We start from the raw sequence: 14,943 nt of genomic DNA, 5'->3' as shown, positions 1-14,943 counted from the left end.
GGCTCATGCCGCATGATCGACGAATTCGCGAAGGGCAACCTGCACGGGAGACTGCGGCGGGACCGCAAGGCGCTGCTCTGGAAACTCGACGGCTTGTCGGAATACGACGCCCGCCGGCCTTTGACGGCGACCGGGACGAACCTCCTCGGCCTGGTCAAACACGTGGCCACCGTCGAGGCCCGGTACTTCGGCGAGGTCTTCGACCGCCCTTCCCCGGAACCGCTGCCCCGGTGGCAGGACTACGACGGCGACGACTTCTGGGCGTCCGAGGACGAGACCCGCGATCAGATCATCGGGTTCTACCGGCGCACGTGGGAGCACTCGGACGCGACGATCAACGAACTCTCCCTCGACGCCCCCGGACACGTGCCGTGGTGGCCGGAGCCGTATCCCAACACGAACCTGTTCGCCATCATGGTCCATGTCCTCGGCGAGTCCATCCGGCATGCCGGGCACGCCGACATCCTGCGCGAGGGCCTCGACGGCCGGACCGGGGTGCGCGCCGAGAACGAGCAGCCGATCGACGAGGAAGCCCGTGCGGCCTACTGGGCGAAGATCGACCAGGCCGCCAGATCGGCCGGACCGGTCAAGGCTTAGCCGTCCGCCCCGTTGGACCGGGGCTCAGCGAGCCGAGGCCCCCGTCTCCCCGCGATGACCGTGAGTGCCGCGCGCAAGGCCGTCCTGTCCCGGTGGGGCGGGTGAGGGTGGGTCAGTACGTACGTGTCGGCCTCCTCCGTGTCGAGGGAGGTCAGGGCCGGCAGGGCCGCGTCGCGGCACGCCCAGTGGTCGTCCGTCAGGAGTGCCGTCAGGGGGCGGGCCGCTGCCGGGTCCCCGCGCTCGCCCAGTGCCGCGGCCACCGCCACGTGGACCTCCTCCGGGTGGGTCGGGTCCGTCAACTCGCACAGGCCGGCCACCGCTTCGGGGCCGGGGCAGCCGGCGAGCGCGGCGATCAGGTCGTCGGCGAGTTCCGGGCGCAGGGGGCGGGTCAGGGAGGCGAGGACCGGTGCCGCCGGGGCGCCGATGCGGCCCAGGGCGCGGACGGCCGCCCGCGCGACGTCGCGGTCCGCGTCCCGGGCCGCGAGCGCTCCCAGCGCCTCGGCCGCCTCCGCCCCGGGGAAGGCGCCCAGGGCCTTCGCCGCCTGGAGGCGGACCGTCGCCGACGCCTCCCGGACGGCGGCGAGCACCGCAGGGAGCGACTCCCGCGCTCCGATGCGGCCCAGCGCGTGCAGGGCCCTGGACCGGAGCGTGCCGGGCAGCTCGGCGTCCTCCGCCAGGGTGGCGAGGCCGGCGGCCGCCGGGCGGTGACGCAGCGCCGCGAGCGCGTCGACCGCGGCGGCGCGCGGCTTCGGGGGCTCCTCCTCGCCGAGGGCGGTGGAGAGGAGGAGGGATGCGGCTGCCGTGTGTTCCAGATGGCCCAACGCCTCGGCTGCGTACAGGCGTTGGGTCGCGTCACCGGTTCCTGACAGGAGTGCGAGCAGGTCCCGCACGGGTGGCCGCGGCAGACGCGCCATGGCCCGCGCGACCGCCTCCCCGACCCGCCGGTCACCGAGGGCGGCCAGCAGAGCCTGGGTCGCCACCGTGCCGCCCACGGCCCCCAGCGCCCCGGCCGCCGCCCTGCGCACGGTCGGTACGGCCGCCGCGTCGAGCAGCTCGATCAGGGTCGGTACGTCGCGGTAGTCCTGCTCCTCGCCGAAGAGGTCGGGCCGCTTCTGGATGAAGCCGCAGACCGTGACGGCGACACAGTCGGGGACCCGGTACGGGGCACGCCGGCCCGGCACGGAGTCCATCAGGCCGCCCCGCAGCTCGTCCCGCCCCGTCTTCGTACGGGCGAGCAGCTCGGCGGCGGGAGCCGCGGTCGCCGCGTCCGGGTCCCGCAGCGCGCGGCGCAGCATGATCTCCGGAATCCATCCGGCCGGCGGTGGCCAGGACTCCTCGGGAAGGTCGGCCAGCGCCGCGACGGCCGCCCTGCGCAACGGGGGAGAGGTGCCCTCGGAGTCCACGAGGAACAGCAGGGGCGCGCCCGTCCGCGGATCGCGCATCGCCCCGAGCGCCCGCACGGCATGCACCTCGTCCCAGGGCAGCAGCGTCCACAGCGCGGCGAGCAGCGCGGGCACGGCCTCCGGCGGACGCAGCGCGGCCACCGCGTCGACCACGTACTTCGAAGGGCGCGGCCCGGCGAGCCGCTCGACCAGTTCGCGGACGACCTCGGGTCCGCCGAGGGTGCCGAGCGCTCCGTACAACGTCTCGGGCCAGCTCGTGTTCTCCGGCAGCCCCTCGCGCAGCCGCCGCAGCAGGAAGGGGACCGCACGGCGCTCGCCGAGCCTCGCCAGCGGCGAGATGACCCACAACTCCAGGTGGCGGGGGTAGCGGCCCGGCATCGCCAGGCAGTGGAGGAGCGCCTCACAGGCCTCGGGGCCGCCGATGTCCCCGAGCAGCTCGGCGGCCCTCAGGGCCGTCGAGACGTCCTCGGACCGCAGGCTCCGGCGCAGGCCCGCCACGTCCCCGGCCAGCCGCATCCGGATCAGCTCGGGGACCGCCTCGTCCGGCGCCACTCAGGCTCCCCGCCCCGGGTCCTCGTCGGCCATCGCCACGTACAGCGGGGTGCCGACGACGATCCGCAGCTCCCGCCCGTCCGGTCCGGTGACGGTGCCGGTCAGCAGGCGCCGCGCGAGGAACTCGGCGTAGACGGGCGCGACCGTCAACGAGTCGGAGAACTCAAGGACTTGGTGCAACGCCTGGTTCTCGTGGGCGGGCGTCACGGCCCGGGGCGTCCGGTACTGCCGGGGCCAGTCCTCCGGCGCGTCGTCCAGGAGCCGGAACAGCGACGGCAGCATGGAGTACGAGGCCCGGATCGTGTCCTGGGCCGCCCGCTGCCCGACCAGATGGCGCGCCGACCCGATGAGCGCGACGACCGTGTCGCCCTCCCGCCCCGTGATGAACGTCGGCCCGTCGGGCGAGCCGTACCCCGCGATCCGCAGGCCGAGATCGCCCCGGAACCACGGCCGCGGCTCCGTCATCCAGCTGACGTCGGACTCCCGCTCCAGGTACGCCTCGACGATGTCGAGCCGGTCGTACGTGCTCGTCTCGGCGCGCGGCGACTGCACGGCGACGCTCAGCACCTTGAGGTCGACCTTCGCCTCGACGGCGAGCCGCTTCAGGAGCTTGGCCGGGATCTGCTCGTACAGCATGTCCAGCTTGTCGCCGGACAGATAGAGGTAGTAGCGCACGGGGGAGGCCTCCGGGTCGCGAGCCGGGAGCCGCAGCATCGCACACTTCGCGGCGCGGACGGGGGCGGGAGTGAACTCACCACTCCCGCCCCCGCGTCACCGTGATCCGCCGCGACGGATCAGCTCAGGAGCTCCACCTCCGCGAGCGTCGCGGACCCGTCCGGCACCAGCCGGTAGTGCCCGTACGTCCCCGGATCGGTCACCGTGAACACCCGCGTCTGCTTGTCCCACGCGAAGGACTCGCCGGACCGCTTGTCGAGGTCCCTCCACTTCTCGCCGTCCTTCGAGCCCTGGAGGACCCAGCCGCGCGGCGCCTTCGCCCGGTCGCCCGACGACGTCAGCGTGTACTGCACCGCCTTCGTCTCCTTGCCGACCGGCAGCTCCACGGCGGAGTCCGCGGTGGCCGCCGTCGCCGAGGAGTCGTCGAAGAGCGCGCCCTCACCCTTGAGGGCATCCTCGCGCGGCGACGGCACCTTGTCGTCCTGCGTGATCGACGTCGGCTGGCCGCCCTTGCCGGAGCCCCAGGCCGACGGCTTCGGACCCATGTCGAACTCCAGGACACCGCCGCGCGCGATCTCCTTGTGGGGGAGCGCCGTCGAGCCCCACTTCTTGCCGTTGACCCTGAGCCCCTGCACGTACACGTTCTCGGCGCTGTTCTTCGGCGCCTTGACGACCAGGTCGCGGCCGTTGTCGAGGTGCACGGTCATCTTCGTGAACTGCGGTGAGCCGATGGCGTATTCACCACTGCCCATGACCAGCGGGTAGAAGCCGAGCGAGGAGAAGAGGTACCAGGCCGACTGCTCGCCGTTGTCCTCGTCGCCGTGGTAGCCCTGGCCTATCTCGCTGCCGGTGTAGAGGCGCGAGAGGACCTCGCGGACCTTCTCCTGCGTCTTGGCGGGCTGTCCGGCCGCGTCGTACATGTACGCCGCGTGGTGGGCGACCTGGTTGGAGTGGCCGTACATGCCCATGCGGACGTCGCGGGCCTCCGTCATCTCGTGGATGACGCCTCCGTAGGAGCCCGCGAACTCGGCGGAGCCGGTCTCGGGGGTCGCGAAGTACGTGTCGAGCTTGTCGCCGAGGCCCTTGCGGCCGCCGTACAGGTTCGCCAGACCGCGCGAGTCCTGCGGAGCGGTGAAGGCGTAGCCCCAGGCGTTGGTCTCCGTGTAGTCGTGGCCCCACACGCGGGGGTCGAACTTCTCCGACGGCACGCGCCAGACGCCCTTGCCGTCCTTGCCCTGGAAGAAGCCGGGGCTCGTGCCCGCCCCCGCCGCCTTGTCGTCGAAGAGGTTCACGTAGTCACGGGCGCGGTTGAGGAAGTACGCGGACTCCTCCTTGTAGCGCTTCTTCCCCGTCTTCTTGAAGAGGGCGTCACCCATGCGGGCGATGCCGTAGTCGTTGAGGTAGCCCTCGAGCGCCCAGGACAGGCCCTCGTGGGTCTCGCTGGGCGTGTAGCCGAGGAACGGCGACTTCTCCATGCCCTTGCGGCCGACGCCCGAACTCGGCGGCACCACCGTCGCGTTCTTCACCGCCGCGTCGTACGCGGCCTCCGCGTCGAACTTCACGCCCTTGACGTACGCGTCGGCGAACGCCACGTCCGACGAGGTGCCCGTCATCAGGTCCGCGTAGCCGGGCGAGGACCAGCGCGAGGTCCAGCCGCCGTCCTTGTACTGCTGCACGAAGCCGTCGACCAGCTCGCCCGCCTTCTTCGGCGTGAGCAGCGAGTAGGCCGGCCAGGTGGTGCGGTACGTGTCCCAGAAGCCGTTGTTGACGTACGGCTTGCCCTCGACGATCTTCGCGCCGGTGTGGGTCGGGGTGTCGGGCCCGGTCTGCGGGGAGAAGGGGGACGCGTACTTGTACGTCGCCCTGCCGCCCGCCGAACGCACCTTCTCGAAGCCCGAGTTGGGGTAGAGGTACAGCCGGTACAGGCTGGAGTAGAGGGTCGTGCGCTGTCCCTCGCTCGCGCCCTCGACCTCCACCTTGCCGAGCAGGTCGTCCCACTGCTTCCGCGCGCGGTCCTTCACGCGGTCGAAGGACGTGCCGGACGGGATCTCCTGGGCGAGGTTGTCCTTCGCCTGGTCCAGGCTGATCAGCGACGTCGCGATGCGCAGGTCGACCGTGCGGTCCTTGCCCGCCTTGAAGCGGAGGTAGCCGGTGACGTCGCCGCCACCGCCGCCCTCCAGCTTGCCGCCCGCCGTCACGGAGTCGTCGAAGACGCCGTACACGAACATGCGCGTCGCGCCCGTCGACAGACCCGACTTGACGTCGGAGAAGCCGGAGACCGTCCCCTTCTCCTTGTCGAGGGTCAGGCCGCCCTTCTCGGAGACGTTGTCGAAGATCACGCTCGCGTCGTCACCGGGGAAGGTGAACCGCATCATCGCGGCGTGGTCGGCCGGGGCCATCTCGGTCCGCAGGCCGTTCTCGAACGTCACGCCGTAGTAGTGCGGGCGCGCCGTCTCCTTCGCGTGCCTGAACGGCAGGGCCCGCTTGGTCCGCGAGGCGCTCGGGGTGTCCTTGTCGACGGACGGCATCATCTGGAACGTCTGCCGGTCGCCCATCCACGGGCTCGGCTCGTGGCTCGCGCTGAACGCCTGGATCGTCGGCAGGTTGTCGTCGTTGTTGCCGCGCGCGTAGTCGTACAGCCAGCTCAGGGAGCCCGCGTTGGTCACCGGCGTCCAGAAGTTGAAGCCGTGCGGGACGGCCGTCGCCGGGAAGGTGTTGCCGCGCGAGAAGCCGCCGCTGGAGTTGGTGCCGCGCCGGGTGTCCGCGTAGTCGGAGGGGTGCGCCTTCGGCTTCGCGGGCGCCTTCTCCTTCAGCGACACGTCGTCCAGCCAGCCGCGGAACTTCGCCGGGCCCTTGGGGGAGTCGTACGCGAGGAGGATCCGGTCGACCGTCTTGCCGGCGGCGACCTCGCCGACGCGGGAGGCGACGTCGTTCCACTGGTTGACGTACAGCACCTTGGACGCGCCCTGACCGCTCGGGCTCAGCGCAAAGCCGTGCTGGTCCACGGCCTTGAGGTCACTGAGGTACGTGCCGTCGGTGAAGGCGAGGTCCACGGCGACGTTCGTGGCGGCGTAGTCGAGGTCGCCCTCGGCCATCGAGGGGAAGACGCGGTAGCCGAGCTCGGTGTCGCGGCGCACCTTCACATCGACGTCGAAGACCTTGTTGTACGAGTAGCCGCGGCCGTCCGCCTTGTGGGTGCCCGCGTAGCGCAGCGCGTGCGTGCCGGTGAACCCGGCGCGGGACTTGGCGGTGGGGGAGCCGCTGGGGCCGCGGTCCACCAGGCTCAGCATGTCCTCGGGCGCGGGGGCCTGCGTGCCGCCCACCGACAGCTGGACGTCGGCGAGCTGGAGCGCGTCGTCGGCGCCGTTGTTCGCGGTGACGTCGAGCCGGTAGTGCGCGTAGGCCGTGGCGTCCCCGGGCTCGGCGAAGTCGTACTTCTTCGTCTTGTGCCGGCCGTCGAAGGTCTCGCCCTTGCGCTCGTCGAGGACCTTCCACTCCTTGCCGTCGGCCGAGCCCTTGAGCGTCCAGTCCTTGGGGTCGCGCTCTGCGTGGTCGTTGGCGGAGGTCAGCGCGTAGGTGAGGACCTTCGCCGGCTCGTCCAGGTCGAACTCGACCCAGCCGTCCTTCGCGAACGTCAGCCACTTGCTGGTGGCCTCGCCGTCGACGAGGTTGGCCGCGACCTCGCCGGAGCCCGTGTTCTCGCCGCTGGTGCGGACGTCCGTGACGTGGTCGTTGACACTGCCGGGCAGGCCGGAGCTGAACTCGCCGTTCACGCCGGAGGCCTTCTTCTTGCCGTCGGGGCCCGTCTCGACGGTGCTGAGCCAGTCCGGCTGGGCCTCGCCCTCCTCGAAGGAGGAGACGAACTCCTGCTGCTGCCGCGGAGGTTGCTCGGGCCCGGCGACGGCGGCCCCCTGTGCCGCCGCGACGAGCGCGAGCGCCAGCGCCCCGGCGGCCGCGGCCGAGCGGGGTCCCTGACCGGGCGGACGGTGGTGTCTGAAACGAGGTCTGCGTGCCGAGTGCGGCATCCCCGAGCCCCTCCTTGCGGGTGTGGACAACGTTGTCACGGTCGCTGCGCAAGGTCTAGTAGGGCGGCAAGTGACGAGTGGTGTCAAGGCTGTTGGCGGGGGGCGTGATGGTGTAGAGGGGCCGGCGCGCCGTGGAAGGAATCCGGCCAGGCGCCCGGCGCGACGGCGATCGGGCGGCGCGGCCTGCGAGATCGTCGGACGGATCCCGAAGGCCGCCGACGCCCCGTGGGTCACCTGCCGGAAAGTCCATGGAAACCGCCGCGAAAGTCCACGTGGATCGACGGTGATGTGCGAGAGGTTTCGGAGGGGAACATCGCAGGTCTCAACTCGGACAAGGCTGCCGGTCAATGCTGTATTCGATCTTGCCCACCCCGCGGCGAGTGGACTATACCTGTCGGCGTCTGCACGGCCGTTCGGCCGGTTCGCGGGCCCGGGACGGCGGGGTGCGGGGGCTCGGATGTGCGAACTCCGTTTTCCGCCAACCGAATCCGATGTTCCACCGCTCCATCGCAGTGCCCTACAGATCCATCGCAGTGCCGCTCCACCGAACCACCGCAGTGCTCCACAGATCCACCGCACGACCCAGCTGTAACGCACGACCCCAGCTTCACACCACCGCGGTGCCGGGGAGGGTCCGGTTCACCGCCTGAGTCCTGGAGAAGGCGAGGACTTGAGCATGGGATCCACCAGCGTCAACCGTCGTGATGTCATGAAGAGGGCGGCAGCCGTCGGTCTGCTCGCGGTCCCCGCCGTCGGGGCCCTCACCTCCTGCGCCAGCGGAGGCGGCGAGGACAACAAGGCCGAGAAGGGCAAGAAGTCCAAGAAGAACCCGCTGGGCGTGAAGGACGACGCGGGCCTGACGGTCTACATCTTCAACGGCGGATACGGCGACAAGTACGCCCAGTTCGTCACGGACATGTATGCCGAGAAGTACCCGAAGGCCGAGCCGGACCAGAAGGCGACGACGAAGATCGCCACCCAGGTCCAGCCGAAGATCGTCCGCGGCAAGCCCACGGCGGACGTCGTCAACAACTCCGGCGCCGAGCAGATGAACATCGGCAAGCTGGTCCACAACAAGCAGGTCGCCGACCTCGGCGAGGTCCTGGACGCGCCCTCCTGGGACGACCCGGGCGTCACCGTGCGCGACACCCTGGTGCCGGTCGTCGAGCAGATGGGCCGCTTCGGCGGCCAGGAGTGCTACCAGCTCAACATCACGCTGACGGTGTACGGCAACTGGTACTCCAAGAAGCTGCTGGAGGAGGGCCTGGACTCCGCGTACCCCAAGACCTGGGACGAGATGCTCGCGGTCTGCAAGAAGGCCAAGGGCAAGGGCATCCACGGCTGGAGCTACCCGGGCGGGCACCCGCGCTACATGTTCTTCAGCATGTACGCGATGTTCGCCCAGCGCGGCGGCCGCGACGTCATCGAGGCCATGGACTACCTGGAGCCCGACGCCTGGAAGCACGACGCGGTCAAGGACGTCTTCGAGGCCTGGGAGGAGCTCGTCTCCAAGAAGTACGTGCTCACCGGCTTCGACGGCACCGAGGCGCACACCGAGATGCAGACCGCGTGGACGAAGGAGGGCAAGTGCGTCTTCGTCCCCAACGGCTCCTGGGTGGAGAACGAGGCGAAGGACACCACGCCCGAGGACTTCGCGATGACGGTGGGCGCGACCCCCTCGCTCGACTCCTCCGACAAGATGCCGTTCGGCACGCTCTACGCCCCGGCCGGTGAGCCCTTCATCGTCCCGGCCAAGGCCCGGAACCGCCAGGGCGGCCTGGAGTGGATGCGGATGATGTACAGCAAGGAGGCCGCCCTCAACCTCTTCAAGGAGGTCGGCTCCATCCCCGTCGTCAAGGGCGCCATCGACGGCCAGAAGCTGCCGTCCGGCGCGGCGAGCGCGAAGAAGGCCATCGACGCGGCGGGCGAGAACATCGTCATCCCCAAGTTCTTCGACTGGTACAACGAGCTGTTCCGCGAGGACTTCAACAACATGATCCACCAGTTCATGCAGGGCCAGATCGGCACCAAGCAGGCGATGGAGACCATGCAGAAGGCCTCCGACCGGATCAAGAACGACCCCGACATCACCAAGATCAAGAAGGCCTGACCCTCCAGGCGGTCCGGGGCCTTCGCGGCCCCTGACCCCGGTACACGACCGAGGGCGTACGGCCCGGCGGGCAGGCCACGGCACCCACCGGGCCGTACGGCACCCAACAGCACGTAGAGCATGTGACAGAGCGGGCGGGGCTGAGCAGCGTGAAGACCGACACACGGGTGGACAATCCGCCACCTTCGACGAAGCAGGCGGGCAGCGGGCCCGCGCCGGGCGCGCCGAACGCGCTGTTGTTCGTGCTGGCCGTGGTGCTGCCACCACGCTTCACCCCCGAGCGGGTCCGCTACGACCGGCGCTATCGCACGCTCGACAAGTACCGCTTCATCGTGGGCTTCCTCGCCGTGCCACTCGCGTTCTACGCGCTGTTCGTCATCTCGCCCTTCCTCCAGGCGATCTACTACTCGTTCACCGACTGGTCCGGCGGCCCGGTCGCGAACTTCATCGGGTTCGACAACTACCAGAAGATGTGGAACGACGTCCGGTTCTGGGACTCGGTGAAGGTCAGCACCCTGCTGCTGGTCGTCGCCCCGTTCCTCACCCTCGTCCTCGGCGTCTTCTTCGCCTACATGATCACCTCGGGCGGCCGGCACCGCAGGGGCCAGGCCATCGCGGGCATCGCGGGATCCTCGTTCTACAAGGTCGTCTACTTCTTCCCGCAGGTCCTGTCCGTCGCCATCATCGCCGTGGTGTGGGGGCGCGTCCTCAACACCAACAGCGGCCTGATCAACGGCGGCCTCGACAAGATCGGCATCACCGGGCCCGCCTGGCTGGGCGGCGAGTGGTCCCTCGGTGTGATCTCGCTGCTCGTCGTCATCAGCTGGAGCTTCGTCGGCTTCTACGTCGTGCTCTTCTCCGCGGCGATGGGGTCGATCCCCAAGGACATCTACGAGGCGGCGCTCCTGGACGGCGCGGGCCGCACCCGCACCTTCTTCAACGTCACGCTGCCGCTGATCTGGGACACGGTCCGCACCGGCTGGATCTACATGGGCATCCAGGCGCTCGACACCTTCGCGATCTGCCTGGTGATGGTGCCTCCGCACGTCCTGAAGGTGACTCCGGTCTTCCTCTACGAGCGCTTCCGTGACGGCCAGTACGGCTACGCCACGGCCATCGGCGTCGTCCTTCTCGCCCTGAGCATGGTCTTCTCCCTGATCGTCATGCGCGTCGGGAATCGCGACCGGATCGAATACTGAGACCGCGGGAGCACTGCATCATGACCACGACCACCGCCGCCGGGCCCCGTGCCGAGAGCAAGGACGCGCCCCGCCGCGAGAGCGAGACGGGCGGCGCCACCCTCAACGTCTTCTCGCACGCCTTCCTCGTCCTGTGGGTGATCCTCGCCGCGGGACCCCTGATCTGGGTCGCGCTCACCGCGTTCCGCCCCTCGGCCGAGATCCTCAGCGATCCGATGGGCTGGCCGGCCTCCTTCCACTGGGAGAACTTCAGCAACGCGTGGAACAAGGCCAATATCGGTCAGTACACCCTCAACTCGCTCATCATCCTGGCCGGTTCGCTGACCGGCACGATGCTGCTCGGTTCGATGGCGGCGTACGTCATCGCCCGCTTCACCTTCCCGGGCAACCGCCTCGTCTTCATGCTGTTCGCGGGCGGCATGATGTTCCCGGTCATCCTCGCGCTCGTGCCGCTGTTCGCGGTCATGGAGAACTTCGGTCTCCTCGACACCCGGCCCGGCCTGATGATCGCGTACATCGCGTACTCGCTGCCCTTCACCACCTTCTTCCTGACCTCCTTCTTCCGCACGCTGCCGACCGGTGTGCAGGAGGCGGCGATGGTCGACGGGGCCTCGCACACCCGGACGTTCTTCCAGATCATGCTGCCGATGGCCAAGCCGGGCCTGGTGAGCATCGGCATCTTCAACTTCCTCGGCCAGTGGAACCAGTACCTGCTTCCGCTGCTGCTGAACAACGAGGAGGAGAAGAACTACGTGCTGCCGCAGGGGCTCGCCTCGCTGGCGGTCTCCCAGGGCTACCGGGGCGACTGGGGCGCGCTCTTCGCGGGGCTGACGATCGCCATGCTGCCGGTGCTCGTCGTGTACGCGGTCTTCCAGCGACAGGTACAGGCCGGTCTGACCGCGGGAGCCATCAAGTGACCTGGTGGAGCAGGTGATTTCAGCTTGGCCACGAAAGTGGTCTAGGCCTGTTGAGGTGATTCTGGGCGTGAGTAGTCTCGGCCCACGGCGCCGCGGGGGGCGACTGTACGCGCTCAAGTCGACACCGATGTCGAAGGGTTGAACAGCAATGAGGAATCGAATGGTCGCCACCGGTGCGGCAACGCTCTGCATGGCACTGGCACTTGCCGGCTGCAGCGGGGACAGCGACGGCGGTGACAGCAAGACCATCAAGCTCGTCGCCGCCGACTACGGCGACAAGGCCTCCAACGCCTCCAAGGTGTACTGGGCCGAGGTCAAGAAGGAATTCGAGAAGGCCAACAAGGGCTACACGGTCGACGTCCAGGTCATCAACTGGAACGAGATCGACAAGTCCGTCAAGAACATGATCCAGGCGGGCAACGAGCCCGACCTGCTGCAGACCGGCGGCTATGCCGACAAGGTCGCGGACGACCTGCTGTACAAGGCGGACGACGTCCTCTCGCGCGAGACCCGCGACAACCTGATTCCCTCCTTCGCCAAGGCCGGCGAGGTCGACGGCACCCAGTACGGCATTCCGTGGGTCTCCTCCAGCCGCGTGATGTTCTACAACAAGGACGTCTTCAAGAAGGCCGGCATCAAGAGCCCGCCGAAGAACTGGGACGAACTCGCCGCCGCGGCCAAGAAGATCAAGGACAAGAAGGCCGCCGAGACGCCCTACGCCCTGCCGCTCGGCCCCGAGGAGACCCAGGGCGAGTCGATGATGTGGGAGCTCGGCAACGGCGGCGGCTACACCGACGCGGACGGCAAGTACACGCTCGACAGCGCGAAGAACGTCGAGACCTTCGACTGGCTGAAGACCAACCTGGTCAAGCCCGGCCTCACGTACGCCAACCCCGCCTCCACCGACCGTAAGACGGCGTTCGCCGACTTCGCGGCGGGCAAGGTCGGCATGCTCAACGGCCACCCGAGCCTGATCCAGATGGCCAAGGAGGGCAAGGTCGACTACGGCGTCGCGCCCATACCCGGCAAGGCGGGCCCGCTGAACAGCACGCTCGGCGTGGCCGACTGGATGATGGCGTTCAAGGACGGCGGCGCGGAGAAGGAGGGCGTGAAGAAGTTCCTGGACTTCACGTACTCCAAGAAGATGCTGGCGTTCGACGAGATGTACAACCTCATGCCGGTCACCAAGGACGCCCTGAAGCAGATGACGGACAGCGGCAAGCACAAGGACCTGGAGCCGTTCTTCCAGGTGCTGCCGAACGCCAAGTTCTACCCGCTGGGTGACACCTCCTGGGACGTCGTCTCCGCCGAGATCAAGAAGACCGGCGGCAAGGCGGTCTCCGACGACGCGAAGTCGGTCCTCGGCGACCTGCAGAAGAAGGCGGAGTCGGCTGCGGCGGAGTCCAAGTAGCCGTCACGTCACCGTAGTTACCCCAGTTCACCCAGTTCGCAAGGAGTCCTTGTGTCACTGAAGGCCCCTCCGTCCCCGGCCGAGACCGGCCGGGGACGGGGCGGGCGCGCGCCCAGGCCGGTGAGCCGCCGCAGCGGCATAGCCAGGCTTGGCCCGCTGCCCTGGATAGCGCCCGTCATCCTGCTGATCCTCGCCGTGGTCGTCTGGCCCGTCATCGAGCTGATCCGCACCTCGTTCCTCAACATCTCCATCGCCGGCAAGGTGCGCGGCAGCGCCGGGACCGACAAGTTCAAGAAGCTCTTCGAGGAGAGCGACTTCGGGTCCGTCCTCATGTGGACCGTGCTGTGGACGGTCGTCGTGGTCGGCGTCACCATGCTGTTCTCGCTGGCCCTCGCCCAGCTGTTCAACCAGCGGTTCCCCGGCCGCCGCATCACCCGCTGGGCGCTGATCGCCCCCTGGGCCGCCTCCGTCCTGATGACCGCCATCGGCTTCAAGTGGATGCTCAACCAGACCGCGGGCGTCCTCAACACGCTGATGCTGGATCTCGGGCTGATCGACAGCTCCAAGGACTGGCTGGGCAAGCCGGAGACCGCCTGGCCGTGGATGATGGGCGTCGCCGTCTTCGTCTCCCTCCCCTTCACCACGTACACGCTCCTGGCCGGTCTGCAGACCATCCCGCAGGACGTGTACGAGGCGTCGCGGATCGACGGGGCGGGGCCCTGGCAGACGTACCGCCACATCACGCTCCCGATGCTGCGGCCCGCCTTCCTCGTCGGCGTCGTCATCAACCTCATCAATGTCTTCAACTCCTTCCCGATCATCTGGGCGATGACCCAGGGCGGTCCGGGCTACGACACCTCCACGTCGATGGTGTTCATGTACAAGCTGAAGGAGACCGACATCGGTGAGTCCGCGGCCATGTCGGTCGTCAACTTCCTGATGGTCGTGGTGCTCGTGCTGATCTTCCTGAAGGTCAGCCGGTGGAACGAGGAGGACTGATGGCCACCGCGACGGCGACCCGCCCGGCGCCGCAGAAGAGCGGCGGGGGTGACCGGCCCGGGCGCACGTTCCGGCCGCGCACCCTGGTCATCACGGCCTGCGCCTGGCTCCTCGCGGCGATCTTCCTGGCGCCGTACCTGGAGATGATCGTCACCGCGCTCCGCCCCAAGGAGGAGCTGCGGGACCGCACCTACCTGCCCCAGAACCTGGAGTGGGCCAACTTCATCGACGTCTGGAAGGAGTCCGAGCTCGGCCAGAACCTCCAGGTCACGCTGCTGGTGGCCGGCGGCGCGACGCTGCTGGTGCTGCTGGTGTCGCTGCCCGCCGCGTACTACACGGCGCGCATGCGCTACCGGGGCCGCAAGCTCTTCCTCCTCCTGGTCCTGGTCACCCAGATGTTCCAGCCGACGGCGCTCCTGGTGGGCCTCTACCGCGAGTTCCACCAGCTGGACATGCTCAACTCCGTCTGGACGCTGATCCTCACCAACGCGGCGTTCAACCTCGCGTTCGCGGTGTGGATCCTGACGGCCTACATCTCCTCGATCCCGCCGGAGCTGGAGGAGGCCGCCATGGTCGACGGCACCAGCCGCTTCGGCGCCATGATCAAGGTGACCCTGCCGCTGGCCCTGCCGGGCGTGGTGACGGCCGTGATCTTCACCTTCATCACGTCCTGGAACGAGTTCGTGATGGGCCTGACCCTCACCACGGAACCGGACAAGCAGCCGCTGACGGTGGGCATCAACAACTTCATCGGCAACTACACGGTGCAGTGGAACTACCTGTTCGCCGCGTCGGTGGTCGCCATCGTCCCGGTCGTCATCCTGTTCGCGTTCATCGAGCGGCATGTGGTGTCGGGCCTGACGGCGGGCTCGGTGAAGTAGCGCTCACCCGTCACCGGGCGCGGGGTCCACGGGGGATCCGTGGGGCCTGCGCCCGGCCGGGGCTCCGCGATACCCAGCACGCCCCCATCGATTCCGACCCCGGACGCGTCGATCCTGCGAACCCGCTCCGCGCGGCGGCGGAGTGGGGGGTTCCGGGGGTGCGTACCGTGAGGG

Annotated in this window: 10 protein-coding genes; 7 read left to right on the top strand and 3 right to left on the bottom strand. The window is 69.0% G+C overall.

Annotation, left to right across the window (positions count from 1 at the left end):
- Positions 1-12: 12 nt before the first annotated feature.
- Positions 13-597 (top strand): DinB family protein, encoded by a 585-nt coding sequence (locus AOK22_RS15610; protein WP_055699253.1) that lies wholly within the window; start codon positions 13-15, stop codon positions 595-597.
- On the opposite strand, the gene AOK22_RS15605 is transcribed toward AOK22_RS15610, so the two are convergent.
- The 3 genes from AOK22_RS15605 to AOK22_RS15595 all read right to left on the bottom strand — a co-directional run bounded on the left by AOK22_RS15605 (position 594) and on the right by AOK22_RS15595 (position 7,252).
- On the bottom strand, positions 594-2,552 hold the full coding sequence (locus AOK22_RS15605; RefSeq protein WP_055699252.1) for a HEAT repeat domain-containing protein: 1,959 nt from the start codon (positions 2,550-2,552) through the stop codon (positions 594-596). The genes AOK22_RS15610 and AOK22_RS15605 overlap by 4 nt on opposite strands.
- Complete coding sequence (locus AOK22_RS15600; RefSeq protein ID WP_237773313.1) at positions 2,553-3,266, bottom strand: DUF7019 family protein; 714 nt, start codon at positions 3,264-3,266, stop codon at positions 2,553-2,555.
- Between the two features lie 80 nt (positions 3,267-3,346).
- Positions 3,347-7,252, bottom strand: a complete 3,906-nt coding sequence (locus tag AOK22_RS15595) for a GH92 family glycosyl hydrolase (protein WP_079036588.1) — start codon at positions 7,250-7,252, stop codon at positions 3,347-3,349.
- A gap of 676 nt (positions 7,253-7,928) precedes the next feature.
- Between AOK22_RS15595 and ngcE the strand changes: the two genes are divergently transcribed.
- The 6 genes from ngcE to AOK22_RS15565 all read left to right on the top strand — a co-directional run bounded on the left by ngcE (position 7,929) and on the right by AOK22_RS15565 (position 14,769).
- Entirely contained in the window at positions 7,929-9,362 is a 1,434-nt protein-coding gene (gene ngcE, locus AOK22_RS15590; protein WP_055699251.1) for an N-acetylglucosamine/diacetylchitobiose ABC transporter substrate-binding protein, read from the top strand.
- A 257-nt stretch (positions 9,363-9,619) separates the two neighbouring features.
- Entirely contained in the window at positions 9,620-10,561 is a 942-nt protein-coding gene (locus AOK22_RS15585) for a carbohydrate ABC transporter permease (protein WP_055699277.1), read from the top strand.
- Between the two features lie 20 nt (positions 10,562-10,581).
- Complete coding sequence (locus tag AOK22_RS15580; RefSeq protein ID WP_055699250.1) at positions 10,582-11,478, top strand: carbohydrate ABC transporter permease; 897 nt, start codon at positions 10,582-10,584, stop codon at positions 11,476-11,478.
- Between the two features lie 190 nt (positions 11,479-11,668).
- Positions 11,669-12,889 carry an extracellular solute-binding protein gene (locus AOK22_RS15575; protein ID WP_055699276.1) on the top strand — a complete coding sequence of 407 codons (1,221 nt, stop codon included), beginning with the start codon at positions 11,669-11,671 and terminating at the stop codon, positions 12,887-12,889.
- Between the two features lie 51 nt (positions 12,890-12,940).
- Positions 12,941-13,888 (top strand): carbohydrate ABC transporter permease, encoded by a 948-nt coding sequence (locus tag AOK22_RS15570; RefSeq protein WP_193433206.1) that lies wholly within the window; start codon positions 12,941-12,943, stop codon positions 13,886-13,888.
- Positions 13,888-14,769 carry a carbohydrate ABC transporter permease gene (locus tag AOK22_RS15565; RefSeq protein ID WP_055699249.1) on the top strand — a complete coding sequence of 294 codons (882 nt, stop codon included), beginning with the start codon at positions 13,888-13,890 and terminating at the stop codon, positions 14,767-14,769. The genes AOK22_RS15570 and AOK22_RS15565 overlap by 1 nt, the downstream gene beginning before the upstream one ends.
- Positions 14,770-14,943 lie beyond the last annotated feature (174 nt).

It is taken from the genome of Streptomyces silaceus, assembly GCF_001419745.1.
Taxonomy (GTDB): Bacteria; Actinomycetota; Actinomycetes; order Streptomycetales; family Streptomycetaceae; genus Streptomyces; species Streptomyces silaceus.
The sequence above is the reverse complement of the archived record's forward strand: the minus strand, read 5'-3'. Positions and strand labels throughout refer to the sequence as shown.